This is a genomic window from Mesorhizobium sp. M8A.F.Ca.ET.202.01.1.1, from assembly GCF_004791595.1.
In the GTDB taxonomy this organism is placed as follows: domain Bacteria; phylum Pseudomonadota; class Alphaproteobacteria; order Rhizobiales; family Rhizobiaceae; genus Mesorhizobium.
The window spans coordinates 62413-87619 of sequence record NZ_SRUN01000015.1; the positions used below are offsets into that span (position 1 = coordinate 62413).

Sequence of the window (25207 nt, forward strand, 5' to 3'; positions counted from 1 at the left end):
GCAGGAGTTTGCGAAGGCGTGCCCATTGGTGTATGCCGCGCCGCTTGAGCCCTGAGCGGCCATTTCTCCATCCTCCATCGTCCGGATCATCATGCCCCAGCCAGACCTTGTCATCTTCGATTGCGACGGCGTGCTCGTCGATTCCGAAATCATCGCCGCACGGGTCGAGGCCGAATTGATCACCCTGGCCGGATATGAAGTCTCGGCGGAGGAGATTGCCGAGACCTATGCGGGCCTGACCTTCAAGGACATACTGATGCGGATCGAGGAGAAGTCCAAGATCCCGTTCCAGGTCTCGTTGATCGATCGCGCCGAGGAACTGGTCGACCGCAAACTGCGCAGCGACGTTCGTGCCATCGAAGGCGTGCGGGAAGCGGTCGCCTCGGTCACGACGCAACGCTGCATCTGCTCCAATTCACGTTCGGAGCGGATCGAGTTCATGCTGGAGAAGGTGCATCTGCTGCCATTCTTCGCCGGACGCATCTTCTCGGCGCTGGAGACGCCGACCGGAAAGACCAAACCGGCCCCGGACGTGTTCCTGCATGCCGCCGAAAAGCTCGGCGCCAACCCGGCGAACACCTTCGTCATCGAGGATTCCGTGCACGGCGTCACCGGCGCCACGGCCGCCGGTATGCGCGTGATCGGTTTTACGGGCGCGAGCCACAGTTATCCCGGCCACGCCGATGCCCTGACCGAGGCCGGCGCCGAAACGGTGATCCGGCGGTGGGCGGAGTTGAAAAGCGTTATCGCGGCGCTGTCGGAGTGGTCTGCGAATGCTTGAGCTGCGTGCGCCCGACCGGACGCACGCCACGCTGAGGGCCGCTCAGTTCGTTGCCGCGGCTTTCTTCTTCTTGCGCTTCGACTTGTCGGTTGTAGCCTTGGGCGCGGTTTCATCATAACCGGCATAGGCCTGATAGTCCGCAGCCGTCGGCGCCGGTACGACGATATTGGAATCGGTGAAGACGAACTGGGTCGCGACCGAGGGATCGGTGACCTGGACCTGATACTGGTGGATTTGCGAATAAAGCACGTCGGTGCCGTGCATCACCGCGGTACGGATCGGCATGGTGATGGTGCCCGGAGTGAATTTCGGCCCTGGTACGATCTTGCCGGCAACCGCGATCGTCATCGTCAGTTGTCCGTCGGCACGGCTGCAATCGCGGGTCACGTCGCTGATCGATGCCTGATAAATGATCCTCGCCGAATCGTCGGGCGGTGTAGCGGCGGCGGCGTCAGCCGCTGCCTGGGCCGCTGCATCCGCAGCGGCGTCGCCGGTCTTCTTGAGCTTCGGCTTGGGCTTCCGGGCCTCGTTGACATAGGTGTTGAAGAACGCCGTGCCATCGCGCACCGTCACCCTTGGGCAGTAGGCGTTCAGCTGGCTGGCCAGCACCTTGGGGTCCTGCGGCGGCGGTGGCGCCGTCGGGTCCTTCTTGCCGAAACCGAGGTTCAAGATGCCATTGTCGCCGGATTGGCAGCCGGCGGCGGCAAGCATAAAGCCCGTGAGCGCGAGACCCGCCAAAAAGCGACCACTTGATATACGAAACGCCATGAAACTGCACTTCCCTCTCGCAAAGCTGGTGACGTATATCAACCGCGCGGCAAAAATGCGACTACAGCCGGTGCAGAAATTAACCACCTTGTGGTGAACGGAAAAACAGGCGGCAAACGGATCTGTGACATGCACTATGTGAGTACCCGCGGGGAAGCGCCCGCGCTTGGATTTTCCGACGCCGTCCTGGCCGGCCTGGCGCGCGATGGCGGGCTTTATGTGCCGCGCGAATGGCCACACTTCTCGTCATCCGAGATCCGCGCCATGCGTGGCCTTGCCTATCCTGACCTTGCAATCCGCCTGCTGACGCCGTTCCTCGGCGGCGAGATCGCCGCACCGGTCTTCGAGCGCCTGGTCCGCGAAGCCTATGCCACCTTCCGCCATGAGGCTGTCTGCCCGCTGGTCCAGACCGGCGCCAACACTTTTGTCCTCGAACTCTTCCATGGGCCGACGCTGGCGTTCAAGGACGTGGCGATGCAATTGCTTGCCCGGCTGATGGACCATGTGCTTGCCGAACGCGGCCAGCATGCCACCATCGTCGGCGCCACGTCGGGCGATACCGGCGGCGCGGCCATAGACGCCTTTGCCGGGCGCAGCCGCACCGACATCTTCATCCTGTTCCCGCATGGCCGCGTCTCGCCGGTGCAGCAGCGGCAGATGACCACGTCGAAGGCTGAAAATGTCCATGCACTGGCGATCGAAGGCAATTTCGACGACTGTCAGGGCCTGCTGAAGGATATGTTCAACGATCACGGCTTTCGCGACCGGGTGTCGCTGTCGGGGGTCAATTCGATCAACTGGGCGCGCATCATGGCCCAGATCGTCTATTATTTCTCCTCGGCATTGTCGCTCGGCGCACCGGACAGGCCGGTCTCCTTTACCGTGCCGACCGGCAATTTTGGCGATATCTTCGCCGGCTACGCCGCCAAGAAGATGGGCCTGCCGATCGACCGGCTGGTCATCGCCACCAACGACAACGACATATTGGCTCGCACCTTCGCGACCGGCGAATACCGCACCAAGGGCGTCTTTGCGACCACCTCGCCGTCGATGGACATCCAGGTTTCCTCGAACTTCGAACGCCTGCTTTTCGAGGCATCAAACCGCGATGCGGCGACGGTGCGGCGCTACATGGCCGGCCTGAAGCAATCGGGCGCTTTCACCATCGAAGCCCAGGAAATTGCCGGGATGCGGTCCGAATTCGATGCCGGCCGCGCCGATATGGACGAGGTCGCCGCCACCATCCGCTCGACGCTCGCGGGCAGCAATTATCTTCTAGATCCGCACACCGCCGCGGCCATGTATGTCGCGGCCGGCAAAGCATCGGGCGCCGTGCCGATGGTGGTGCTGGGCACTGCACATCCGGCGAAATTCCCGGCCGCCGTCGAGGCCGCCAGCGGTGTCTCGCCCGCCCTGCCCGCATGGCTAGGGGGATTGATGACATTTGAGGAAAAATACACGGTACTTCCATCCGACCTGAAAATGGTGGAAGATTACGTCAGCCGCCGTGCGCGGGCGGCGCGTTAGGGAGTACGAGCCATATGGGTGTTGAGGTAAGCCGTCTGTCGAACGGCCTGACAGTCGCCACCGAAACCCTTCCAAGTATCGAATCGGTTGCCTTGGGTGCCTGGGTCAAGTCGGGTGCCCGCAATGAACGCGAAGAAGAGCATGGCATGGCCCATCTGCTCGAACACATGGCGTTCAAGGGGACGAAGCGGCGAAGCGCCTTCGAGATCGCCTCGGAAATCGAGGACGTCGGCGGCGAGATCAATGCCGCCACCAGCGTCGAGACCACCTCCTACTACGCCAGGGTGCTCTCCGACGATGTGCCGCTGGCCGTCGACATCCTGTCCGACATCCTGCAGGAGTCTGAATTCGACCCGCAGGAACTCGAGCGCGAGCAGCACGTCATCCTGCAGGAGATCGGCGCCGCGCACGACACGCCCGACGACATCGTTTTCGACCGTTTCACCGAGACGGCCTTCCGCCACCAGACCATCGGCCGGTCGATCCTGGGCACGCCCGAAACGGTAAAATCCTTTACCTCCAAGCAGTTGCACGATTTCATCGAACGCCAGTATGGCGCCGAGCGGATGGTGATCGTGGCGGCCGGCGACATCAAGCACGACAAGTTCGTGCGCGAGGTCGAAAACCGGCTCGGCGGCTTCCGCAGCAAGGCCGACAGCACCATTCCGCAATACGCGCAATATGTCGGCGGCGATTTCCGTGAGGACCGCGACCTGATGGACGCGCAGATCGTGCTGGGCTTCGAGGGCCGCGCCTATCATGTGCGCGACTTCTACGCCTCGCAGGTGCTGTCGATGATTCTCGGCGGCGGCATGTCATCGCGTCTGTTCCAGGAAGTCCGCGAGAAACGCGGCCTGTGCTATTCGGTCTATGCCTTCCACTGGGGTTTTTCCGATACGGGCATATTCGGCGTCCATGCCGCCACGGGGCAAAGCGACATCGCCAAGCTGGTGCCTGTCATCATTGACGAGTTGCAGAAGGCCGGCGAGAGCATCCTTCAAGAAGAACTCGACCGTGCGCGCGCCCAGTATCGCGCCGGGTTGATCATGTCCGCCGAAAGTCCGGCCAGCCGTGCCTCGCAGATCGCGCGCCAACTGCTGCTTTTCGGCCGTCCGATCGCAAAGGAAGAGTTGATGGAGCGGCTGGCGGCGCTGACGATCGAGCGCCTGACCGACCTGTCGTCGCGGATGTTCTCGACCAAGCCGACGCTTACCGCTGTCGGGCCCGTGGGTACGCTGGCACCATACGAGGCGATCCTCGATTCGCTTCCGGGTACGCAAGCCACGGCCCGCAGGCTCGCCGTCTAAGTCCCAAGCGCCGTGTTCGCGCTCCCTTTCTTTCGCCGTGACCTGCCGGCACTGAAGGGCAACCTCGTCACGCTGCGCGTGCCGTTCACCAGCGATTATCGCGAGTGGTCGGCGGTGCGCGGCGAAAGCCGGACGTTCCTGGAGCCGTGGGAGCCGCGCTGGACCCCCGACGAACTCGACCGCACGGCATGGCGCCTGCGCATCAGCCGCTATCGCGAGGACTATGCACAGGGAACGGCGATCGCCTTCTTCATCTTCGAGAAGTCGAGCGGCAAGCTCGCGGGCGGCATCACGCTCGGCAACATACGTCACGGCGTCTCGCAAAGCGGCCATGTCGGCTACTGGATCGGCGAACGCTTCGGCGGCCGTGGCCTGATGACCGACGCGGTCAAGGTGGTGGCCCGCTTCGCCTTCGATACGCTGAGGTTGCACCGGATCGAAGCCGCCTGTATTCCCGACAATATCAGGTCGATCCGCGTGCTTGAAAAAGCCGGATTCCGGCGCGAAGGACTTCTGCGATCCTATCTCAGGATCAACGGCATCTGGCAGGACCATTACCTCTACGCCCGGATCGCCGACGATCCGCCGGGCGCTGGAACGAAGGACTGATTTTTGACGAATTTCCTGCGAAACGGACCGCTGTTCGCCTTTCTGCTGGCGACGATGCTGACGCTGTGCGCGGCTTCGTCGGCCTTTGCCGTAGAACCCATCAAGATTGCCCGCGACGATGTCGCGCTCGACCTTTCGCGCGCCGTCGAGATCTACCGCAATCAGGGTGAGAACTTCCAGGTGTCGACCGCGCCCGGGCCGGACGGCATCGTGCGGCGCATCGAGGTCGAAGCCAACGACGCCCGCTCGACCGGCGACTGGGCGGTGTTCGCGCTCGCCAACACCACCGACCAGCAGCTCGACAGGCTGATCGTCGCGCCGCATTTCCGGCTGGTCAATTCCGGCATCTTCTGGCCGGATCTCGGCTCGACGCGCATCGCCGCCATCACGCCCAGCGAAGGCTTCGCACTCGACCGCCAGACCAGCCCCGATGCCGACGTGTTCCGGGTGACGCTGAACCCCGGCACGGTGATCACCTTCATCGCCGAGCTTGCCTCGCCGAAGCTGCCGCAGGTCTACCTCTGGGATCCGGAATCCTACAAGGACTCGGTCAATTCCTACACGCTGTTTCGCGGCATCGTCATCGGCATTGCCGGCCTTCTGGCGCTGTTCCTGACCATCCTGTTCGTCGTCAAGGGAACGTCGATGTTCCCGGCGACGGCAGCCCTCGCCTGGGCGGTTCTTGCCTATATCTGCGTCGATTTCGGCTTCCTCAACAAGGTCATCGAGATTTCGCCCGGCAACGAGCAGATGTGGCGAGCCGGAACGGAGGTGGCGCTGGCGGCGACCTTCGTGGTGTTCCTGTTCGCCTATCTCAACCTCAATCGGTGGCACGGCCATTTCAGCTATGGCGCCCTGGTCTGGATCCTCGGCCTGCTGCTGATCGCCGGCGTCGCCATCGTCGATCCGGCGGTCGCCGCCGGCATCGCCCGCATCTCGTTTGCCGCCACGGCGCTGACCGGGCTCGGCCTGATCATCTTCCTCGGCATTCGTGGTTATGACCGCGCCATCATGCTGGTGCCCAGTTGGGTCATGGTGCTGTTATGGCTATGCGGGTCGTGGATGGCGATCACCGGCATGCTCGACAACGACATCGCCCAGCCAGCACTTGGCGGCGGGCTGATCCTGATCATCCTCTTGATCGGCTTCACCGTCATGCAGCACGCCTTTGCAGGCGGTGCGCTGCATCAGGGGCTGTTCTCCGACCTCGAGCGACAGGCGCTGGCCGTCGCGGGGTCGGGCGATACGGTGTGGGACTGGGACGTGCTGCGCGACCGCGTGGTGACCAAACCCGATGTCAGCATCCAGCTCGGCCTTGCTCCCAACAGCCTGGGCGGTGCCGCGCGCAACTGGCTGCCGGTGCTGCACGCTGATGACCGCGACACGTTCCGCACGACGCTCGACGTCGTTCTGGAACATCGCCGCGGCAAGGTGGCGCAGAATTTCCGCCTGCGCGGCGCCGACGGGCACTATCACTGGTTTGCCCTGCGCGCGCGCCCGGTCATCGGGTCGGACGGCGAGGTGATCCGCTGCGTCGGCACCATGGTCGACGTCACCGAACAGAAGAAATCCGAGGAAAGGCTGCTGCACGACGCCGTGCATGACAACCTGACCGGCCTGCCGAACCGCGAATTGTTCATGAACCGGCTGGAGGCGATCATCTCGATCGCCCGCACCGAGGAGAAGGTGCGTCCGACCGTCTTCGTCATCGACATCGACCGCTTCAAGCAGGTCAATGACGGGCTCGGCATCTCGGCCGGCGACACCATCCTGCTCACCATCGCGCGCCGCCTGCACCGGCTGTTGAAGCCGAAGGATTCGCTGTCGCGCTTCGCCGGCGACCAGTTCGCCCTGATGCTGCTGTCGGAGCAGGATCCCGCCCGCATCGCCGGCGTGGCCGATGCCATCAAGCATGCGATCAACAACCCCATCACCTTTGCCAAGCGCGAGATCGTGCTGACCGCCTCGATCGGGCTGATCACCTGGACCTCGGCGCAGACCTCGGCCGAGGACATGGTCAAGGACGCCGAGCTCGCCATGCATCAGGCCAAGCGCTTCGGCGGCGACAGGATCGAGCCATTCCGCCCTGCATTCCGCACCGTCGGTACCGACCGCTTGCAATTCGAATCCGACCTGCGGCGCGCCATCGAGCGGCGCGAATTCACGCTTGCCTACCAGCCGATCGTGCGGCTCGAGGACGGTAGTGTCGCCGGCTTCGAAGCGTTGCTGCGCTGGGACCATCCACGCCGCGGCATGATCCCGCCGGCCGATTTCATCCCGGTCGCCGAAAGCTGTGGGCTGATCGTGCAGCTTGGCCTGTTCGCCATGCAGCAGGCGGCCGAGGATCTCGCGGGATGGCAAAAGCAGATCGGCGACGCACCACTGTCGGTCTCGGTCAACCTGTCCAGCCGCCAGCTCATCCGCCGCGACCTGGTCAGCGATGTGCGTTCCGTGATCGCACGCGCCAATTTGAAGCCGCGCTGCTTCCGGCTCGAACTCACCGAGTCCCTGGTCATGGACAATCCCGAACAGACGGCCCATGTGCTGACCAAGCTGAAACAGCTCGGCATTGGCCTGTCGCTGGACGATTTCGGCACCGGCTATTCATCGCTCGCCTATCTGACGCGGTTCCCCTTCGACACCATCAAGATCGACAAGAGCTTCGTCGACGACAGCACGCCCAAGCGCGCCGTGCTGCTCAAATCCATGGTCAACATGGCGCATGAGCTCGGCCTGTCTGTCGTCGCCGAGGGCATCTCCGACGAGCGCGATGCGCTCGAGCTGCGCCAGATGGGCTGCGAATATGTGCAGAGCTTCATGTTCGGCGCGCCGATGCCGGGCGACCAGGTGCTGAAAACGCTGAAAGAGCAGTATCCGCTGACGCAGGCCTAGAGGCCCTCGGGGTCTAGCGCATCGCGCACGACTATTGTTGCGAGTGTCGCAGCGCGTTCACCAATGCAGACAGCGCCGCCGGCTGAAGCTGACGGCTGGGATAATACAGGAAAAAGCCAGGGATTGGCGGCGTCCAATCCTCAAGGACACGGATAAGCCGTCGCTCTGCGATATACTCGGCGACTTGCTCTTCATAGACGAGGCCGAGACCAACGCCAGCGAGCGCCGCCTGGATCACGAGGTGAGTATCGTCGATTATGAGCGGTCCGCTGACGCTGATCGTGGCCGACTTTTGTGCGCGCTCAAACTCCCACCGAGATGGACCGCCCGGAAGACGGAGCGCTATGCATCGATGATCATTGAGATCCCTCGGCTTTTTCGGAACGCTTCGTGACGAGAAATAGCCAGGCGACCCTACCACGGCCAGCCGCAACTCCGGCGTGACGCGTACCGCGATCATGTCCTTTTGAATGTATTCGCCGAGCTGGATACCGGCATCGAACTCGCCGGCAACGAGGTCTACAGGACCTGTCACGGTGACAACGTCGAGGACGATGTCGGGGTAGGCCTCGGCGAATGCCGTGAGCCGTGGCAGCAATACCATTACGGCGGCCGAGCGGGACATCACAATTCGAAGGCGGCCCGCTGGGCGGCGCCTGAGGGTTCGCACTCCGTCAAGGGCAGCAGCGATTTGCTCAAGCGCTGGAGACAAATCCTTCAAGAGAGCCGCCCCCGCGGCGGTTGGCGCGACGCTCTTCGTCGTTCGCGCTAGAAGCCGTAACTCGAGCCGCTGCTCAAGCCCACGGATAGTGTGGCTCAGCGCGGACTGAGACACACCCAATTTTGCCGCGGCTCGTGTGAAGCTTCGTTCCCGCGAGACCATCGCGAACGCAGCGAGTTCATTCAGCTCGTTCCTCATCATTTATGAATATCACTCATAAGGCCTCCCAGCTCAACAGGCCTATCCTCATAGGTAACCCTGTCGTAAATTTGATCGGCAAACGGTAGATTGAGGGACCTTATGATCGTGACATTCCGCAGCGACAACGTTCTCGGCTGTACCACGGGCGCTTGGCGCGTCTGGTCGCTCTCGGACGGCTATATCGAGATGCCGGCGGACCTTCTTCGGGATCCGCAGGACAAGCCGGTGCTGCAAGTCGCGCAGGCAGGAGCGCTACTCCTTTCCGTCAATTGCTTTGCCCTCGCAGGTCCAGGCGTTGACGGCATTCTGATCGATAGTGGAGGAGGAAGCTGGGCCCCCACAACAGGACGTCTCGAGCAGGCGCTGGCCGAAGCCGGCATCGATCCCGGCTCGATCACGGTCTTGGCTCTCACCCATGCCCATCAGGATCATGTGTACGGCCTTTTGACCCTCGACGATCGGGGGCTTTTTCCGAACTTGAAGGCCATTGTAATTGCCGAGGAGGCTGTGAAGAGCTTTCTGGCCGAAACAAGCCTTGCGCGATTCCAATCCCTGTTGAAGCCGGTGCGGAATGGCGACCCAGTGGCTGAGCGGTTGAGAGCAGTTGCCCTGCCGGGTCATGCTCCCGGCCACATCGGCTACGCATTCGACACGAACGAAGACCGCTTCCTGTTTTTCGGGGACGTCGTTCATGTGCCGGCCTTGCAGTTTGGCAATCCCGCGTTGAGTTGGGGGTATGACGACGATCAACCGGCCGCACGTGCAACACGCCAGAAGGTTTTCCGCGATGCGGCCGAGGCTGGAATGTGGGTCGCTGGAGCGCACCTTGGCTGGCCAGGCGTCGGCCGCGTGGTGCGCGCGGGCGGAGCGTACGGCTATGAACCGGCATAAAAGCTCTTGCGCACCGTCACGGGATAAGATTGGGCTCGCGGCGCATCGTTCCGGCTCCGCTGCGCCCCGGCCAAAAGGTCACTATCGGCAAGACGAGGCTTAAGCGTGGCCGGCGGCCAGGCTGAGATGCGCGAGATCGATGCCGATCGAGGCAAGGATCCGGTCGTATTTACGCTCGATATCGGCGTCGAACAGCAATTCCGGTGTCGCCGGGCAGGTCAGCCAGCCATTCTCGGCGATCTCGGTCTCCAGTTGGCCGGCGCCCCAGCCGGAATAGCCCAGCGCCATCAGCGCACGACGCGGCCCGCGCCCCGACGATATCGCCCGCAATATGTCAACCGTCGCGGTCAGGCAGATGTCGTCGGAAACGGTGAGCGAGGATTCCACGCGGTAGTCACCCGAATGCAGGACGAAGCCCCGGCTGCGGTCGACAGGCCCGCCATTGCGCACGACGAAATCGCGCGCCTGCGCCGGCAGGCGGATCGCCTCCTGCTCGTTCATGATGCCGAGCTGCACCAGAAGGTCCGGAAACAGCATCTGCTGCGTCTGATTGATGATCAGGCCCATCGCGCCTTCATCGCTGTGCGCGCAGATGTAGATGACCGAGCGCGTGAAACGGTCGTCCTTCATGCCAGGCATGGCAATCAGGAACTGATCGTCGAGAAAGCCACGGCGGGCGGCTGTCTTCTTGTGGCGCAACAAATCCATTCCAGGGAGGGTAACGCGTTTCCCGGGCGCCGAAAAGATGCGCCGTACCGGATTCGACCAAAGCCCATATTGCGGGGCCGGTCTTGGCTTGCCCACAAAGGTCACGCAAATATGATATCAGCACGGCCATGAAATCATTGCGCGGCCACGAACGGACGATCAAATCACCGCCATGCAAAGCTTGAAAATCCTGTTGCTCGGCGCCGCCATCGGATTGGCAACCGCCCTTCCCGCCACCGCCTCCTCATCCGCCTGGTACAACAGCGAAGGCGGCAAGGTACGGCTGGTGACATCAGGCAAGCCGGACGACGCCGGCCGCATCCGAGGTGTCCTCGACATAGCCCTCAAACCCGGCTGGAAGACCTATTGGCGCGACCCGGGTGACGCCGGCGTGCCGCCGCAGCTCGACATTTCGGCCAGCACCAATATCGGCGATGCGACACTGTCGTTTCCCGCGCCGCAGCGTCACGACGATGGCTATGGCAAATGGGCCGGCTACAACTATCCGGTTTCGCTGCCGGTGACGTTCACGCTGTCGACGCCGAACCAGCCGGCCGTCATCGATGCCGACGTCTTTCTCGGCATTTGCGAAACCATCTGCATCCCCGTGCAGACACGGCTGAGCGTCGACCCCGCTGCCGATCCCGACAATGCCGACGACACGGCATTGGTAAAGGCGAGTTTCACGGCATTGCCGGCGGCTGCAAAACCCGACTTTGGCATCAACGTGCTGCCGGGCAATCACGAGACGCTGGTTGTCGAGGCGAGTTTTCCTGGCGATCCGCAGGCGGCGGATTTCTTCGTCGCCGGCGAGCGCGACTATATGTTCGGCACCCCTTCCCGTGCGGAAAAGGACGGCAAGTTGATCTTCACCGTGCCGATCCTCGATCGCCCCTCGACGACGCCGACGGACGGCGGGCTTCATTACACGCTGACGAGTTCGGCGGGCGCGGTCGAAGGGCTGCTGCCTTTCCCTTGATCCAGCTTGCCCGAACAGTTGCAGGGAGCCCCCTAGTTCGCTACGCAAGCACCGTCCTTCCCCAAATCCCCAAGCGAGGAACTCATGACCCTTTCCGTTGGCGACAAGCTGCCCGAGGCGACCTTCAAGACCATGACCGCCGACGGCGCCAAGGCGATCACGTCGGCCGAGATTTTCCCGGGCAAGAAAGTGGTTCTGTTCGGCGTTCCCGGCGCCTTCACGCCGACCTGCAGCAACAACCATCTGCCCGGCTATCTCGAGAACCATGACGCGATCCTGGCGCGCGGCGTCGACACCATCGCGGTCGTTTCGGTCAACGACGTCCATGTCATGGGCGCCTGGGCGCGCTTCACCGGCGGCGAAGGCAAGATCCTGTTCCTCGCCGACGGCAATGGCGATTTCGCCAAGGCGGTCGGTCTTGACGCGGACTACTCCGGTGGCGGCATGGGCCTGCGCTCGAAGCGGTTTTCGATGATTATCGACGACGGCAAGGTCACCGCGCTCAATGTCGAGACCAAACCCGGCGTCGACGAGTCCGGCGCGGCTCATATTCTCGGCCAGCTCTGAGCTTCGACGGCCGGTCAGGCGGGGGTCGCAACGGCTGGCCTCGCCTAACAAGCGGCTGCGCTTCAGAACTGCCGGCTTTCGGGGGGAATTCCAACGATGTTTGACATCATCTGGCGCGCTATCGCGATCGGCGTCGGCGCCACTGTCCTGATGGATATCTGGGCCTTCTTCCTGCACAAGGCGTTCGGCCAACCACGGCCGAACTGGGGGCCGGTCGGGCGCTGGGTCTGGCATCTGCGTCACAAGGTGTTTCACGACGATATTGGCGATGCCACGCCCTACGCCCATGAGAAGGCGCTGGGCTGGGCTTTCCATTACTTCGTCGGCATTGTCTACGGCATCATCCTGGTGGTGCTGGCGGGCGCGGGCTGGTTGGCGGCCCCGACCTTCCTGCCGGCCTTCATCCTCGGCATCGTCACCATCGGCGCCGGCTGGTTCCTGCTGGCGCCAGGCATGGGCGCCGGCTGGGCGGCGTCAAAGCGGCCTAATCCGATGCTAATCCGCGCCCTCAACCTGGTCTCGCACACCGTGTTCGCACTCGGTCTTTGGGGAACGGCGCTGCTGATCCGCTAAGGATTCAGGGGCTGTTCTACCCTGTCGATCGGCCGCCATCCATGGATGAGGCGGCGGGCGCCGATATCGTAGGCGAAATAGTTGCCGCCGCCCGCCGGCTGATCCGCGTCGCGGCTGATCCGGCTGCCGCTCAGCGACACCAGCAGGAGCGTGCCGACACCGCCATGTCCGACAAGGGCGATATCTCCGGCGCCGCCGGCATCAAGCACGGCCTCGACCTCGCTCACAATGCGCTGCTGCGCGTCGATGGCTCGCTCCCAGCCACGAATGCTTTCGTGCGGATTGGCGAAGAAACGGTCGGCGACCGCCTCGAACTCAGGAGGCGGCAGGAAACCCGTCGCCGACCGGTCGTTCTCATGCATCCGCTCCCTCACCTGCACCGCAAGGTCGAGGTGCCGCCCGAGCACCTCGGCGGTTTCAACGGCCTTGCGTTCGCCCGATGACACCACACGCGCGATCGATGCGATCCACGGCTGGTCCAGCATTGCATGCGCCCTGGCGCGGCCGATGTCGGACAGACCCCAATCCGGTACCGGAATGGTGGCGTCGATCTGAACCTGAGGATGGGTGATGTAGTAGGCGATCGACATGACAGAAACTCTCCGGCCGGTCAGCCCCCTCGAACAGAAGCTCAATAGCTCTGCGTAGAACGACGCGGCTTCGAAGCCAGCGGCTGCTCTGCCGGGCCATCAGGCTTTGGCGCCAGCACTGCCGGCCTGAAAGGCCCCTTCTTGAACGGCGCCATGCCTTCCCGTGCCAGTTCGTCGGCACGCTCGTTCTCGGTGTGGCCGGCATGGCCCTTCACCCAGTTCCAGGTGACCTTGTGGCGTCGGTTGGCCTCGTCCAGCGCCTGCCACAACTCGCCGTTCTTGACCGGCTTCTTGTCGGCGGTCTTCCAGCCGTTCTTCTTCCAGCCATGGATCCATTTGGAAATGCCGTCCATGACGTATTTGCTGTCGGTATGAAGCTCGACCGTGCAAGGCTCCTTCAACGCGTTCAGCGCCGAAATGGCCGCCAACAATTCCATGCGGTTGTTGGTCGTCTCGGCCTCGCCGCCGGAGAGTTCCTTGGTGGCGCCGTTGAAGCGCAGGATGGCGCCCCAGCCGCCGGGGCCGGGATTGCCGGAACAGGCGCCATCGGTAAAGATTTCAACCTGCTTGCTCATGATGCCCCATATTCGGCCAATCCATATTCCGAAGGAGATCTGATCGCCCGATGGAACCGCATCCTTCTGATGTATTCGGTCGGGTCGCGTTTCATGACGAGCCCGCCATCGGGGACGGTCAGCCAGTCGTAAAGCCGGGTCAGCATGAAGCGCAGCGCCGAGCCGCGCGCCAGCATCGGTAGCGCCGCCTTCTCCTCCGCGCTCAGCGGGCGCACGCTCTGATAACCGGCAAGCAATGCCTTGCCCTTGGTAAGGTTGAAGGAAAAATCCTTCTCGAAGCACCAGGCATTGAGACAGGTGGCGACATCGTAGGCGTAGAGATCGTCACAAGCGAAATAGAAATCGATCAGACCCGAAAGCTTTTCGCCCAGGAAAAAGACATTGTCCGGGAAAAGATCGGCGTGGATTATGCCCTTGGGGAGCCCCTTGGGCCAGTTCTGTTCGAAATCGGCGAAGTCGGCATCGACCTCGGCCGCCAGTCCCGGCTCGACTTCGTCGGCGCGGGCGCGGGCCGCGTCCCAAAGCTTGCGCCAGCCGTCGATGGCGAGCGCGTTGGGGCGGGTCATAGAGAAATCGGCGCCGGCCAGATGCAGCGCGGCCAGCGCCTTGCCAACCTCGGCGCAATGGGTCGCGGCCGGTCGCCGCAGCGAAAGCCCTTCGAGGAAGGTGATGATGACCGCCGGCCGGCCGGCCAGCGTGCCGATGACGCTGCCGTCATGCGCGGTAACCGGCAACGGGCAGGACACCCCCTTGTTGGCGAGGTGGCCCATCAGCCCAAGGAAAAACGGCAGGTCCGCCTTCTCGACCCGCTTTTCATAGAGCGTCAGGATGTAGGAACCGCTGGAGGTGTGCAGCAGGAAGTTCGAATTCTCGGTACCTTCGGCGATGCCCTTATAGGACAGGAGGTCGCCGACCGGATAGTGCTTCAGGAAAGCGCCGAGTTCGCCCTCCGCAACGTCGGTGTACACCGCCATGGCCGTTCACGCGGCCCCGTTGACGAAGGCCATGTCGGCCGGCGTCAGTTCGACATCGCGCAATACCCGCATGACCGGAAAATCCTCTGTTTCGGTGGCCGTGATGGCCAGGTCGATGGTCACATCGAAACGCTGACGGAACGCGTCGATGATCTCGTCGACGATGATCTCCGGCGCCGATGCTCCCGCCGACAGGCCAAGCGTCGAAATGCTGCCGATGTCATTCCACGGAATTTCGGCGGCGCGCTGCACGAGAAGCGACATGGCGGCGCCGGCGCGTTCGGCAACTTCGACGAGGCGGCGCGAATTCGAGGAATTGGGAGCGCCGACGATCAGATAGAGGTCAGCACCGGGGGCCGTGTCCTTTACCGCTTCCTGGCGGTTGGTGGTGGCATAGCAGATCGATTCCGCCGCCGGCGCCTGCAGGTCCGGAAAGCGTTCCTGCAGCGCGCGGATGATACCGGCAGTATCCTCGACCGAGAGCGTTGTCTGGGTGACGAAACCGAGTGCCTCGGGATCGGCCGGCACAAGCCGGGCGGCATCGGCCTCGGTCTCGATCAGCGTTACCGCGCCTTCCGGCAACTGTCCCATGGTGCCGATCACCTCGGGGTGCCCGGCATGGCCGATCAGCAGAACGTGGCGGCCAAGCCGCTGATGCCGCATCGCCTGTTTGTGGACCTTGGAGACCAGCGGACAGGTTGCATCGAGATAGAACAGGTTGCGCGCCTGCGCGTCCGCCGGCACCGACTTGGGCACGCCGTGCGCCGAAAAGACGACGGGCGACTGCCGATGTTCGGCCGGGATTTCGGAAAGTTCCTCGATGAACACGGCGCCAAGGCTTTGCAACCCCTCGACGACGTAGCGGTTGTGCACGATCTCGTGGCGGACATAGACCGGCGCGCCATATTTCTTCAGTGCCAGCACGACAATCTGGATGGCACGGTCGACGCCCGCGCAAAAACCGCGCGGCTGGCAGAGCCGGATCGTCAGAGGAGGCTTGGCGGTTGTGTGAAGCATTAAATCCTGCCGGTTCGTCAGCGCCGAAATGAGGTGCCCACCCCCGCCCTGTCAAGGGTCTGTGTAGAAAGGGGGCGTCGCTCGCGTTCAGTCCTCTTTCGCGGGCCGGCGAAGCCGCAGGACGAGTATGGCGGCAAGCGCGGCGGCGAGCCCGTACCAGGTGACAGCATATTGCAGATGGCTGTTCGGCAGGTCGATGATGGTGACGCCTCCGACCGGCAGGCCGCCGGGGTTAGGCGTCTTGTCGGCATCGATGAAGATCGGCACCAGCTTGAACCCAGCCGGCAGGCCGGCGCTCGCGGCCATGACGTCGCGGTCCTTCCAGTAGAAGATGTTCTTGGCCACGTCATTGTCGGGAAGCATCATCGAGGGCTTTGCCGACAGCGGGTTGCGAGCAAGCCCGGTGACCGTGACCTTGCCCGTTGGCTGTCCCTTGGCACGCTTGGCGGCATCCTTGAGGTCGTAGGGCACAAAGCCACGGTTGATCAGAACGAAACGGCCATCGTCGAGGGCCAGCGGCGTGTAGACGTTGAAGCCGGCATCCCCTTCCCAGGTCGCGTAGAAGTGCCGTTCGCCGGGATGCAGGAAAGTGCCGGTGACCGTGACCGGCGTGTAGTCGACGTCGCCGGTCGAGGCGAATTCCTTCTCGACCTCTGCCAGCGGCAACGGCGCCGAATGGGTGCGCTGGTCGATGGTCTGCAGCAGGCCTTCCTTCCAGTGCAGGCGCTGGACCTGCCAGGTGCCGAGCGCCAGCAGGATGAAGAACAGCACAAGGCCAAGGGCGATCAACAGCGCCGATCTCGGCCGCGAACGGCCGCCGGCCTTGGCGGAAGCTTCGCTCATTCGCCGCGATCCAGCCGACCCTCGGCCGCTTTGTTGCGGTATTGCAGGGTGAGCAGCACGCCCTTGATCAAGCGGAGCGCCGTCAGGCACAGCACCAGGGCGAGCGGGATCCATATCAGCAGATGCAGCCAGAGCGGCGGGCTCAGCGTCACTTCAACCCAGAGCGCCAGGCCGACGATGATGAAGCCGATGATCAGGATGACGAACACCGCCGGCCCGTCGCCGGCATCGGCGTAAGAATAGTCGAGGCCGCAATTGACACAGCGCTTGCCGACGGTGAGGAAGCCGGAAAACAGCCGCCCCTCGCCGCAGCGCGGGCAACGGCCGTGCAGGCCGGCCGAAATCGGATCGATCGGAGGCCAGATCGCCCTATCTTCACTCATGGTTGTCTTCATTCGTGGTCATTGCTCGATATCGATCGGTGTCCCATCGGCCACCATTGCCCAGATTTCGTCCATGTCGGAATCCGTAACCGCAATGCAGCCATCGGTCCAGTCGACCAATTGAAGCAGCCAACCCCACCACGACAATCATTGCGCCGAAAAGAAGAAGGCGGCCACGTTGCCGCGACCGCCTTCCCCAAATCGAAATCCCAAAGGCTGGATCAGTGGCCCTCGATCACCGCGCCAACCGATCCCCAGACGTAGATCGAGGCGAACAGGAACAGCCAGACCACGTCGACGAAGTGCCAGTACCAGGCGGCCGCCTCGAAGCCGAAATGCTGCTTGGGGGTGAAGTCGCCCTTCATCGCGCGGATCAGGCAGACCAGCAGGAAGATGGTGCCGATGATGACATGGAAGCCATGGAAGCCGGTCGCCATGAAGAAAGTGGCGCCGTAGATGGAATCCTTGAAGCCGAACGGCGCGTGCATGTACTCGTAGGCCTGCACCATGGTGAACAGCATGCCGAGGCCGACGGTCAGCACGAGGCCGTTGATCAGCCCCTTGCGGTCGCCATGGATGAGCGAGTGATGCGCCCAGGTGACCGTGGTGCCCGACAGCAGCAGGATGACGGTGTTGTAAAGCGGCAGGTGGAAGGGATCGAGAACCTCCATGCCCTTCGGCGGCCAGACACCACCGGTAAACGTGTGGCGCGCGTAGTTCTGCACCTCACCGGCAAAAAGACTGGCATCGAAATAGGCCCAGAACCAGGCGACGAAAAACATCACCTCCGAGGCGATGAACATGATCATGCCGTAGCGCAGGTGCAGCGACACGACGCGCGTGTGGTGGCCCTCATGCGCTTCCTTGATCGTGTCCGACCACCAGGCGAACATGGTGTACAGCACGATCACGATGCCGATGAAGAACAGCCAAGGATTGGCGATGTTGAAGCCGAAGATCGGGAAGGAACCGCCCTTCAGGTATTCCATGAGGCAGACACCGCCAAAAGCGGTGACAAGCGCCCCGACCGATCCCAGGAAAGGCCACGGGCTCGGGTCGACGAGATGGTAGTCATGGTGTGGTTTTGCGTGCGCGTCTGCCATATCAACCCCCGAGATTTGCTTCGGTATCTGAAACTGTCTTGCTATTGCCCTTGGCCGGCTCCGAGGAGGCGACCGGCTTGTTCTTCTCGACCGGGAACATCGTATAGGACAGCGTGATCGTCTTGATGTCCTTCAGTTCCGGCACGTTCACGATGTCGGGATCCACATAGAACAGGACCGGCATGTCCAGCGTCTCGCCGGGCTTCAGCGTCGTATCGGTGAAGCAGAAGCATTCGACCTTGTTGAAGTAAGGGCCCGCCAGTTCCGGCTGCACGTTGAACGTGGCGCGGCCGGTGACGGGGCGATCGAACTTGTTGGTCGCCTGATAATGTGCCTGGACCGTTTCGCCGATCTTCATGGTCATCGAGCGCTGGACCGGCTGGAACTCCCACGGCACGCCGGCAATGTTGGCATCGAAGCGGACGGTGATCTCGCGGTCAAGCACGCGGCCGGCATACTGCTTCTCGACACGCTGCGTCGTGCCGCCATAACCGGTCGCCTGGCAGAACATCTTGTACAGCGGCACGGCTGCATAGGCCATGCCGATCATGCCGGTGAAGAAGGCGAGGCAGACAGCCGCGACGACGCGGTTGCTGGTCTTGCCCGCCGTCTTTCTGGGCGTCTCGATGCTCATCACATCTTGCCCGACAAATTGTGGCCGAACTTCACGATCGTCGCGATGTAGAAAATCACGACCAGCAGAGCCAGCGCCACGCCGATCGCGATGGAACGGCTGCGCTGGGCCTTCTTCTGGCGATCGGTCAGGGTGACCGTCTCGAGTTCTTTCTCGACCATGGTCATGCCCCACCCATGGCAAGCGCGCGTTCGACGACACTGTCGGCCAGATAGGCGGCGAAGATGGCGAAGAGATAGAGCAGCGAATAGGCGAACAGGGCCTTGGCCGGCTTCATGGCGCGGTCATCGTCGACCATGCCAAGCACTTTCCAGGCATACCAGACGAAACCAGCGCCCAGCAGCAGAGCGGCCATGCCATAGAATGGCGTCGTGTAGCCGAGCAGCCAGGGCAGCACGCCAACCGGGGCCAGCACCAATGCATAGGCGAAAATCTGACGACGGGTCGATGCATGACCAGCGACGTTCGGCATCATCGGGATGCCGGCGCGGCCATAGTCCTCGGACTTGAACAGCGCAAGCGCCCAGAAATGCGGCGGCGTCCAAAGGAAAATGATCAGGAACAGGATGATGCTTTCGAGGCTGACCGACCCGGTCACCGCGGCCCAGCCGATCACCGGAGGAATGGCGCCCGCGGCACCGCCGATCACGATGTTCTGCGGCGTCGAGCGTTTCAGCCACATCGTGTACACGACGGCATAGAAGAAGATGGTGAAGGCAAGCAGCGTGGCGGCCAGCCAGTTGACCAGCACGCCGAGCGTCATCACCGACAGGACCGAAAGCACCAGGCCGAAGCTGAGCGCCTCGTGCGGCTGGATACGGCCGGACGGGACCGGGCGGCTGGCGGTCCTGGTCATCACCGCGTCGATGTCGGCGTCGTACCACATGTTGAGGGCACCGGAGGCGCCAGCCCCAATCGCAATGGCCAGGATGGCTATCACCGCCAGCAGCGGATTGATGGTCACCGGTGCGGCGACCAGCCCGACAAAGGCGGTGAACACCACCAGCGACATGACGCGCGGCTTCAGGAGGGCGAAGAAATCGCCCGCCGTCGCTTCCGACATGCGGAAGCCCGCTTCGTCAATGCTGGTTTCGTCGACTAGGGCCATGCGTACTGAAGTCCATTATTCCGTTGGCCAAAACCGCCGGCGGACCGGCGGTTTCGCATTCGAGGGGAAGCCGCCTTACTTGATCTTCGGCAACTGCTCCCACTGGTGGAAGGGCGGCGGCGAAGGCAGCTGCCATTCGAGCGTCGTTGCACCCTCGCCCCACGGATTGGCGCCGGCCACCCGCTTCTTCTGGAAGGCTTCGAACACGCAGTAGAGGAAGATCAGGACGCCGACGGCCGAGATATAAGAACCGATGGACGACACATAGTTCCAGCCCGCAAACGCATCGGGATAGTCGATGGTGCGGCGCGGCATGCCGGCGAGGCCGAGGAAATGCTGCGGGAAGAAGATCAGGTTGACGCCGACGAAGGTGACCCAGAAGTGGGTGTTGGCGATGACGGGCGAGTACATGTAGCCGGTCATCTTCGGGAACCAGTAGTACCAGCCGGCGAAGATGGCGAACACCGCGCCCAGCGACAGCACGTAGTGGAAGTGGGCAATGACGAAATAGGTGTCATGCAGCGACCGGTCGAGGCCGGCATTGGCCAGCTGGACGCCGGTGACGCCGCCGATGGTGAACAGGAAGATGAAGCCCAGCGCCCACAGCATCGGCGTCTTGAACGAGATCGACCCGCCCCACATCGTTGCGATCCAGGAGAAGATCTTCACGCCCGTCGGCACGGCGATGACCATGGTGGCGAAGACGAAATAACGCTGCGTGTCGAGCGACAGGCCGGTCGTGTACATGTGGTGCGCCCAGACGATGAAGCCGACGGCGCCGATCGCGACCATGGCGTAAGCCATGCCGAGGTAACCGAACACTGGCTTCCTCGAGAAGGTCGAGACGATATGGCTGATGATGCCGAAACCCGGCAGGATCAGGATGTAGACTTCCGGATGGCCGAAGAACCAGAACAGGTGCTGGAACAGCAGCGGATCGCCGCCGCCATCGGGAGCGAAGAAGGTGGTGCCGAAATTGCGGTCGGTGAGCAGCATGGTGATGCCGCCGGCCAGAACCGGCAGGGACAGCAGCAACAGGAACGCAGTGACCAGCACCGACCAGGCAAACAGCGGCATCTTGTGCAGCGTCATGCCAGGGGCGCGCATGTTGAAGATCGTGGTGATGAAGTTGATGGCACCGAGGATCGAGGAGGCGCCGGCGATGTGGATCGACAGGATCGCCAGATCCATGGCCGGACCGGGCTGACCCGAGGTCGAGAGGGGTGGGTAGAGCGTCCAGCCGCCACCAACGCCGTAGGCGCCCGGCGCACTCGGCACGAACATCGAGGTGAGCAGCAGGATGAAGGCCGGCGGCAGCAGCCAGAACGAAATGTTGTTCATGCGCGGGAACGCCATGTCCGGCGCACCGATCATGATCGGCACCATCCAGTTGGCAAAACCGCCGATCAGCGCCGGCATGACCATGAAGAAGATCATGATCAGGGCGTGCGCGGTGGCGAAGGCATTGTACATGCTTTTGCCGCCGTCGACCGCGGCGTCACCGTTCATGCCGTAGACCATCTGCGCCAGGCCGCTGAAGATCTGGATGCCAGGCTCCTGCAGCTCCATGCGGATGGCGACCGACAGCGCACCGCCGATGATACCGGCCATGATCGCGAAGATCAGGTAGAGCGTACCGATGTCCTTGTGGTTGGTCGAATAAACCCACCGCACCCAGCCATGATACGGCTTGTGGTCGTGCCCGTCGTGAGCTGCAGCGTCTGCCATGTTCCGCTCCGTTCCCTAAATCTTGCTAACCAGCGGCATCAATTGCCGGCGGCCGCTACTTTGTTCTGGCCATCGACCTCGGCCATGAGCGTCTTGTTGGCGCCCGGCAAATCGGTCTTGGCTGCCGCCAGCCAGGTCTTGAACTGCGCATCCGAGACAACACGGATGGCGATCGGCATGAAGGCATGGTCCTTGCCGCAAAGCTGCGAGCACTGGCCATAGTAGAGACCTTCCTTTTCCGCCTTGAACCAGGTCTCGTTGGTACGGCCTGGAATGGCGTCGATCTTGATGCCGAAGGACGGCATGGCGAAGGAGTGGATCACGTCTGTCGCGGTGACGAGCACGCGGGTCATGGTGTTGACCGGCACCACCAGCTCGTTGTCGACGGCGAGCAGGCGCGGATAGACCTTGCGGTCTTCCTTGCCGGCCTTGGCGCGGTCGCCGTCCTGGAGGATCGCGGAGTTGAAGGCGAGCGTGTTGTCGGTCTGGTATTCGTAATCCCAGTTCCACTGGTTGCCGGTCGCCTTGACTGTCAGCTTGGCCTCTTCAGGCGGCGTATATTGCGCGGTCAAGAGCTGGAACGAGGGAATGGCGAGGCAAAGCAGGATGACGACCGGACCGACGGTCCAGATCACCTCGATCAGCGTGTTGTGGCTGGTCTTGGAGGGAACCGGGTTGGCGCTCGCGCGAAACCTCACGATGCAGTAGGCGAGGAGAAGGAGCACCAGAATGGTGATCGGAACGATGAACCACATCGTGTAGTTTCCGAACCACTCGATCTGCCGCATCATGTCGGTCGCCGGCGCCTGGAAGGTGGTCTCCCACTCCACGGGCTGATCGGCTTGGGCGGATGTGCCGGCAAAAATCGTGGCGGCGGCACAAGCACTCAGAAACTTGGCACTTGCTAGAAACCTGGCGCCAGCTAGGAAATTTCTCATCGCCCTCTTCGTCTCCCAGTTCCTCGCGGCTGCGCCAACGAGAATAACGAACAATGCCGGGACGGGAATCCCGACAGTCTCAAGGTGGTTCAAACCATACTCTTTTTCCCTCCGCAAGAAAGGAGCGGTCGAAACCGTGCGGCATTTTTGCGCGCAAGCTGACAGGGCTCTTCGAAGGCAATGGCGATGGTGGCGAATCGCGTATGTTCGGCGGGCTGTCCGCCCTACGCTGGCGGAGCCCGCAGAGCGTCGTAATTCAGGCGAATTTGACAGGGAAAAGCGCTGTATTGCCTGTTTCGGGACAGTCCGGCCGCGGTCTCGTCCTTTACTTGGCATTGGCGCAGCTTAAAGTGCCGTGATTCGCAATGGAGCCGTCATGAACTCTTGGCTTTCGAGACTGAGGCATACGCGACTGAGACTTTCGAGAACCCTGGCAAACGCCATGTTTCTCGCCGTCCTGTCGGCGGCCGGTCTGTTCGTCGCCGGGCAGGCCAATGCGGCCCAGCCGAGCGGCACGGTCAAGTCGACGCATGGCGCATGGTCGATCATCTGCGACACGCCGGCCGGCGCGACCTCGGAACAATGCGTGATGATGCAGAACGTCGTCGCCGAGGACCGTCCGGAGATGGGGCTTTCGGTCGTCGTGCTGCGCACCGCCGACAACAAGGCCGAGATCCTGCGCGTGCTGGCGCCGCTCGGCGTGCTGTTGCCGAACGGCCTCGGTCTCAACGTCGACGGCAAGGACATCGGCCGCGCCTATTTCGTGCGCTGCTTCCAGGACGGATGTTATGCCGAGGTCATTCTCGAAAAGCCGCTGCTCGACACGCTGAAGACCGGCACGTCGGCAACGTTCATCGTCTTCCAGACGCCTGAGGAAGGCATCGGCATCCCGGTCGACCTCAAGGGTTTCGCCGAGGGTTTCGCCGCCCTGCCCTGATCGTGGCTGGGCGCTGAACCAGACCTGGACGCGGCTTTTGCCGACCACGGACGCATGCCTTGCATCGAGCGGACGGGGTCATTCGTCGGCGCTGATCTTCATTGCCGATTGTGCGGGCGCGGCTTCACGCCTACATCGGGGGAAAGCAATCATCCCACGGACGGACGCGCCATGAACAGCCTGATCGGCCAATTCGACATTTCAGACGACCGCATCAAGCAGATCGTCGCCGACACCATCAAGGGCGCCGACGACGGCGAGCTTTTCCTCGAATACAGCGAGAGCGAGGCGCTGATGTTCGACAACGGCCGGCTAAAGACCGCCAATTTCAACACCGACCAGGGCTTTGGCCTGCGCGCGGTCGCCGGCGAAGCCAGCGGCTACGCTCATTCCAGCGACCTGTCCGAGGCGTCGCTGCTGCGCGCGGCCAATGCCGTGTCGACCGTCAAGGGTGGGTATTCCGGCACGCTTGCCGCGGCCCCCGCCCGCACCAACCGCCATCTTTACGGCGACGAGAATCCGATCCCCTCGCCGTCCTTCGAGGCCAAGGGGAAGCTGCTGCAGGAAATCGACGCCTGGCTGCGCGCCGAGGATCCACGCGTACGCCAGGTGACGGCCTCGATCGCCGCATCCTGGCAGCATATCGAGGTCGTGCGCGCCGACGGCCAGGTGGTGCGCGATATCAGGCCGCTGGTCCGCGTCAACGTCTCGGTCGTCGTCGGCGATGGCGACCGCCAGGAGAGCGGCTCCTATGGCATGGGCGGGCGAAAGGCGTTCGGCGACTTCCTGGTCGAGGACAGTTGGAAGCACGCCGCCAGGGAGGCGCTCAGGCAGGCGCTGGTCAACCTCGAGGCGATCCCGGCCCCGGCGGGCACTTTCGACATCGTGCTGTCCAGCGGCTGGCCGGGCGTGATGCTGCACGAAGCCGTTGGGCACGGGCTGGAAGGCGATTTCAATCGCAAGAAGACCTCGGCCTTCGCCGGCCTGATGGGGCAGCAGGTGGCCGCCAAGGGCGTCACCGTCGTCGACGACGGCACCATCGCCGAGCGGCGCGGGTCGCTCACCGTCGACGATGAAGGCACGCCTTCGGCCCGCAACGTTTTGATCGAGGACGGCAAGCTGGTCGGCTACATGCAGGACCGGCAGAACGCGCGTCTGATGGGCATGAAAGCCACCGGCAATGGCCGGCGCGAAGGCTATGCGCACCAGCCGATGCCGCGCATGACCAACACCTACATGACCTCGGGCGACATGGAGCCGGACGAGATCATCGCCTCGGTCAAGAACGGCATCTATGCCGTGTCCTTCGGCGGCGGCCAGGTCGACATCACGTCGGGCAAATTCGTGTTCGGCTGCACCGAGGCTTACATGATCGAGAACGGCAAGGTGACGCAGCCGATCAAGGGCGCCATGCTGATCGGCAACGGACCTGACGCCATGCACCGCGTCTCGATGGTCGGCAACGACATGAAGCTCGACAATGGCATCGGCATGTGCGGCAAGGCCGGCCAGGGCGTGCCGGTCGGCGTCGGCCAGCCGCATCTGAGGATGAACCAGATGACGGTCGGCGGCACCCGGGTTTGAGGCTCGGCGCCGTTCGGAAGAGATCGACGACGCGCTGACGCGTTTCGACCTGTTCGTGGCGATAGAACTTCGACGAACAGATCGAGCGGCCGGCGACACGGATGGTGCCTGCCTTCGTCGAGCGTGCTCTCTCAGCGACAGGCTATTGCCGGCGTTCCCAACCTGAATCCCGGCCGCGACCTTGAAGCGAACACAATCCACATTAAGACATTATTAGGTCTTTGACTGCTTGGGCTGCCTTTTGCGCACGAACGCAGCACCAGTTCCTC

General features: G+C 62.9%; 26 protein-coding genes and 1 pseudogene. 11 read left to right on the plus strand and 16 right to left on the minus strand.

Going from position 1 to position 25207, the window contains the following annotated elements; genetic code table 11:
- Positions 1 to 91: 91 nt before the first annotated feature.
- Positions 92 to 781, plus strand: a complete 690-nt coding sequence (locus tag EN845_RS27670; RefSeq protein WP_127278139.1) for an HAD family hydrolase — start codon at positions 92 to 94, stop codon at positions 779 to 781.
- Positions 782 to 823: 42 nt separating this feature from the next.
- On the opposite strand, the gene EN845_RS27675 is transcribed toward EN845_RS27670, so the two are convergent.
- A complete protein-coding gene (locus tag EN845_RS27675) occupies positions 824 to 1549 on the minus strand; it encodes a hypothetical protein (protein ID WP_127278138.1) in 726 nt (241 codons plus the stop codon).
- Positions 1550 to 1678: 129 nt separating this feature from the next.
- Here EN845_RS27675 and thrC point away from each other — a divergent pair, with 129 nt between their 5' ends.
- The 4 genes from thrC to EN845_RS27695 are packed head-to-tail and all read left to right on the plus strand — an operon-like array spanning position 1679 to position 7884.
- A complete protein-coding gene (thrC, locus tag EN845_RS27680; RefSeq protein ID WP_127873127.1) occupies positions 1679 to 3076 on the plus strand; it encodes a threonine synthase in 1398 nt (465 codons plus the stop codon).
- Between the two features lie 14 nt (positions 3077 to 3090).
- A complete protein-coding gene (locus tag EN845_RS27685; protein ID WP_127278136.1) occupies positions 3091 to 4383 on the plus strand; it encodes a pitrilysin family protein in 1293 nt (430 codons plus the stop codon).
- Positions 4384 to 4395: 12 nt separating this feature from the next.
- A complete protein-coding gene (locus EN845_RS27690) occupies positions 4396 to 4992 on the plus strand; it encodes a GNAT family protein (protein ID WP_127278135.1) in 597 nt (198 codons plus the stop codon).
- Between the two features lie 3 nt (positions 4993 to 4995).
- A complete protein-coding gene (locus EN845_RS27695) occupies positions 4996 to 7884 on the plus strand; it encodes an EAL domain-containing protein (RefSeq protein WP_127873126.1) in 2889 nt (962 codons plus the stop codon).
- A 31-nt stretch (positions 7885 to 7915) separates the two neighbouring features.
- On the opposite strand, the gene EN845_RS27700 is transcribed toward EN845_RS27695, so the two are convergent.
- Positions 7916 to 8806 carry a LysR family transcriptional regulator gene (locus EN845_RS27700; protein ID WP_127873125.1) on the minus strand — a complete coding sequence of 297 codons (891 nt, stop codon included), beginning with the start codon at positions 8804 to 8806 and terminating at the stop codon, positions 7916 to 7918.
- A gap of 99 nt (positions 8807 to 8905) precedes the next feature.
- Here EN845_RS27700 and EN845_RS27705 point away from each other — a divergent pair, with 99 nt between their 5' ends.
- Positions 8906 to 9697: an MBL fold metallo-hydrolase gene (locus EN845_RS27705; RefSeq protein ID WP_127873124.1), complete on the plus strand. Its 792-nt coding sequence runs from the start codon at positions 8906 to 8908 to the stop codon at positions 9695 to 9697.
- A 99-nt stretch (positions 9698 to 9796) separates the two neighbouring features.
- Here EN845_RS27705 and EN845_RS27710 read toward each other — a convergent pair whose 3' ends face one another.
- Positions 9797 to 10405, minus strand: a complete 609-nt coding sequence (locus tag EN845_RS27710) for a YqgE/AlgH family protein (RefSeq protein WP_127281136.1) — start codon at positions 10403 to 10405, stop codon at positions 9797 to 9799.
- Between the two features lie 172 nt (positions 10406 to 10577).
- Here EN845_RS27710 and EN845_RS27715 point away from each other — a divergent pair, with 172 nt between their 5' ends.
- The 3 genes from EN845_RS27715 to EN845_RS27725 all read left to right on the plus strand — a co-directional run bounded on the left by EN845_RS27715 (position 10578) and on the right by EN845_RS27725 (position 12524).
- A complete protein-coding gene (locus EN845_RS27715) occupies positions 10578 to 11384 on the plus strand; it encodes a protein-disulfide reductase DsbD domain-containing protein (protein WP_127873123.1) in 807 nt (268 codons plus the stop codon).
- Positions 11385 to 11468: 84 nt separating this feature from the next.
- A complete protein-coding gene (locus EN845_RS27720; protein WP_127280543.1) occupies positions 11469 to 11951 on the plus strand; it encodes a peroxiredoxin in 483 nt (160 codons plus the stop codon).
- A gap of 96 nt (positions 11952 to 12047) precedes the next feature.
- Entirely contained in the window at positions 12048 to 12524 is a 477-nt protein-coding gene (locus EN845_RS27725; RefSeq protein ID WP_127280542.1) for a DUF2938 domain-containing protein, read from the plus strand.
- Here the strand turns inward: EN845_RS27725 and EN845_RS27730 are convergent.
- The 13 genes and pseudogenes from EN845_RS27730 to coxB all read right to left on the minus strand — a co-directional run bounded on the left by EN845_RS27730 (position 12521) and on the right by coxB (position 22534).
- Positions 12521 to 13114: a histidine phosphatase family protein gene (locus tag EN845_RS27730; RefSeq protein ID WP_127873122.1), complete on the minus strand. Its 594-nt coding sequence runs from the start codon at positions 13112 to 13114 to the stop codon at positions 12521 to 12523. The two genes, EN845_RS27725 and EN845_RS27730, sit on opposite strands and share 4 nt — an antisense overlap.
- Before the next feature lie 41 nt (positions 13115 to 13155).
- Positions 13156 to 13689 carry a ribonuclease HI gene (gene rnhA / locus EN845_RS27735; protein WP_127873121.1) on the minus strand — a complete coding sequence of 178 codons (534 nt, stop codon included), beginning with the start codon at positions 13687 to 13689 and terminating at the stop codon, positions 13156 to 13158.
- Positions 13686 to 14663 carry a homoserine kinase gene (locus EN845_RS27740; RefSeq protein ID WP_127280539.1) on the minus strand — a complete coding sequence of 326 codons (978 nt, stop codon included), beginning with the start codon at positions 14661 to 14663 and terminating at the stop codon, positions 13686 to 13688. Before EN845_RS27740 ends, rnhA begins: the two co-directional genes overlap by 4 nt.
- A gap of 6 nt (positions 14664 to 14669) precedes the next feature.
- Positions 14670 to 15680: a 4-hydroxy-3-methylbut-2-enyl diphosphate reductase gene (gene ispH / locus EN845_RS27745; protein ID WP_127873120.1), complete on the minus strand. Its 1011-nt coding sequence runs from the start codon at positions 15678 to 15680 to the stop codon at positions 14670 to 14672.
- An 87-nt stretch (positions 15681 to 15767) separates the two neighbouring features.
- Complete coding sequence (locus EN845_RS27750; RefSeq protein ID WP_167531498.1) at positions 15768 to 16523, minus strand: SURF1 family protein; 756 nt, start codon at positions 16521 to 16523, stop codon at positions 15768 to 15770.
- Entirely contained in the window at positions 16520 to 16906 is a 387-nt protein-coding gene (locus EN845_RS27755; RefSeq protein WP_027142361.1) for a DUF983 domain-containing protein, read from the minus strand. The genes EN845_RS27750 and EN845_RS27755 overlap by 4 nt, the downstream gene beginning before the upstream one ends.
- An 18-nt stretch (positions 16907 to 16924) precedes the next feature.
- Positions 16925 to 17047, minus strand: a pseudogene (locus tag EN845_RS36795) (L,D-transpeptidase family protein); the annotation flags it as partial.
- 80 nt (positions 17048 to 17127) lie between these two features.
- A complete protein-coding gene (locus EN845_RS27760) occupies positions 17128 to 18009 on the minus strand; it encodes a cytochrome c oxidase subunit 3 (RefSeq protein WP_127873119.1) in 882 nt (293 codons plus the stop codon).
- 1 nt (position 18010) lies between these two features.
- Positions 18011 to 18643: a cytochrome c oxidase assembly protein gene (locus EN845_RS27765; protein WP_127873118.1), complete on the minus strand. Its 633-nt coding sequence runs from the start codon at positions 18641 to 18643 to the stop codon at positions 18011 to 18013.
- Positions 18643 to 18810: a hypothetical protein gene (locus EN845_RS27770; RefSeq protein ID WP_167531499.1), complete on the minus strand. Its 168-nt coding sequence runs from the start codon at positions 18808 to 18810 to the stop codon at positions 18643 to 18645. Before EN845_RS27770 ends, EN845_RS27765 begins: the two co-directional genes overlap by 1 nt.
- Complete coding sequence (locus tag EN845_RS27775; protein ID WP_127873117.1) at positions 18807 to 19751, minus strand: heme o synthase; 945 nt, start codon at positions 19749 to 19751, stop codon at positions 18807 to 18809. Before EN845_RS27775 ends, EN845_RS27770 begins: the two co-directional genes overlap by 4 nt.
- Positions 19752 to 19826: 75 nt before the next feature.
- A complete protein-coding gene (gene ctaD / locus EN845_RS27780; RefSeq protein WP_127279327.1) occupies positions 19827 to 21479 on the minus strand; it encodes a cytochrome c oxidase subunit I in 1653 nt (550 codons plus the stop codon).
- A gap of 38 nt (positions 21480 to 21517) precedes the next feature.
- Positions 21518 to 22534: a cytochrome c oxidase subunit II gene (coxB, locus tag EN845_RS27785; protein ID WP_167531500.1), complete on the minus strand. Its 1017-nt coding sequence runs from the start codon at positions 22532 to 22534 to the stop codon at positions 21518 to 21520.
- Between the two features lie 259 nt (positions 22535 to 22793).
- Between coxB and EN845_RS27790 the strand changes: the two genes are divergently transcribed.
- Both EN845_RS27790 and tldD read left to right on the plus strand, forming a co-directional pair.
- Positions 22794 to 23354 (plus strand): invasion associated locus B family protein, encoded by a 561-nt coding sequence (locus tag EN845_RS27790; protein WP_127281239.1) that lies wholly within the window; start codon positions 22794 to 22796, stop codon positions 23352 to 23354.
- Positions 23355 to 23525: 171 nt separating this feature from the next.
- A complete protein-coding gene (gene tldD / locus EN845_RS27795; protein ID WP_127873116.1) occupies positions 23526 to 24938 on the plus strand; it encodes a metalloprotease TldD in 1413 nt (470 codons plus the stop codon).
- The last annotated feature ends 269 nt before the right edge of the window (positions 24939 to 25207 follow it).

Bases quoted from the DNA above. Each gene is read 5' to 3' on its own strand.
- EN845_RS27670 (WP_127278139.1), top strand. From the start codon at position 92: ATGCCCCAGCCAGACCTTGTCATCTTCGATTGCGACGGCGTGCTCGTC.
- EN845_RS27675 (WP_127278138.1), bottom strand. From the start codon at position 1,549: ATGGCGTTTCGTATATCAAGTGGTCGCTTTTTGGCGGGTCTCGCGCTC.
- thrC (WP_127873127.1), top strand. From the start codon at position 1,679: ATGCACTATGTGAGTACCCGCGGGGAAGCGCCCGCGCTTGGATTTTCC.
- EN845_RS27685 (WP_127278136.1), top strand. From the start codon at position 3,091: ATGGGTGTTGAGGTAAGCCGTCTGTCGAACGGCCTGACAGTCGCCACC.
- EN845_RS27700 (WP_127873125.1), bottom strand. From the start codon at position 8,806: ATGATGAGGAACGAGCTGAATGAACTCGCTGCGTTCGCGATGGTCTCG.
- EN845_RS27705 (WP_127873124.1), top strand. From the start codon at position 8,906: ATGATCGTGACATTCCGCAGCGACAACGTTCTCGGCTGTACCACGGGC.
- EN845_RS27710 (WP_127281136.1), bottom strand. From the start codon at position 10,405: ATGGATTTGTTGCGCCACAAGAAGACAGCCGCCCGCCGTGGCTTTCTC.
- EN845_RS27715 (WP_127873123.1), top strand. From the start codon at position 10,578: ATGCAAAGCTTGAAAATCCTGTTGCTCGGCGCCGCCATCGGATTGGCA.
- EN845_RS27720 (WP_127280543.1), top strand. From the start codon at position 11,469: ATGACCCTTTCCGTTGGCGACAAGCTGCCCGAGGCGACCTTCAAGACC.
- EN845_RS27725 (WP_127280542.1), top strand. From the start codon at position 12,048: ATGTTTGACATCATCTGGCGCGCTATCGCGATCGGCGTCGGCGCCACT.
- EN845_RS27730 (WP_127873122.1), bottom strand. From the start codon at position 13,114: ATGTCGATCGCCTACTACATCACCCATCCTCAGGTTCAGATCGACGCC.
- rnhA (WP_127873121.1), bottom strand. From the start codon at position 13,689: ATGAGCAAGCAGGTTGAAATCTTTACCGATGGCGCCTGTTCCGGCAAT.
- EN845_RS27740 (WP_127280539.1), bottom strand. From the start codon at position 14,663: ATGGCGGTGTACACCGACGTTGCGGAGGGCGAACTCGGCGCTTTCCTG.
- ispH (WP_127873120.1), bottom strand. From the start codon at position 15,680: ATGCTTCACACAACCGCCAAGCCTCCTCTGACGATCCGGCTCTGCCAG.
- EN845_RS27750 (WP_167531498.1), bottom strand. From the start codon at position 16,523: ATGAGCGAAGCTTCCGCCAAGGCCGGCGGCCGTTCGCGGCCGAGATCG.
- EN845_RS27755 (WP_027142361.1), bottom strand. From the start codon at position 16,906: ATGAGTGAAGATAGGGCGATCTGGCCTCCGATCGATCCGATTTCGGCC.
- EN845_RS27760 (WP_127873119.1), bottom strand. From the start codon at position 18,009: ATGGCAGACGCGCACGCAAAACCACACCATGACTACCATCTCGTCGAC.
- EN845_RS27765 (WP_127873118.1), bottom strand. From the start codon at position 18,643: ATGAGCATCGAGACGCCCAGAAAGACGGCGGGCAAGACCAGCAACCGC.
- EN845_RS27770 (WP_167531499.1), bottom strand. From the start codon at position 18,810: ATGACCATGGTCGAGAAAGAACTCGAGACGGTCACCCTGACCGATCGC.
- EN845_RS27775 (WP_127873117.1), bottom strand. From the start codon at position 19,751: ATGGCCCTAGTCGACGAAACCAGCATTGACGAAGCGGGCTTCCGCATG.
- ctaD (WP_127279327.1), bottom strand. From the start codon at position 21,479: ATGGCAGACGCTGCAGCTCACGACGGGCACGACCACAAGCCGTATCAT.
- EN845_RS27790 (WP_127281239.1), top strand. From the start codon at position 22,794: ATGAACTCTTGGCTTTCGAGACTGAGGCATACGCGACTGAGACTTTCG.
- tldD (WP_127873116.1), top strand. From the start codon at position 23,526: ATGAACAGCCTGATCGGCCAATTCGACATTTCAGACGACCGCATCAAG.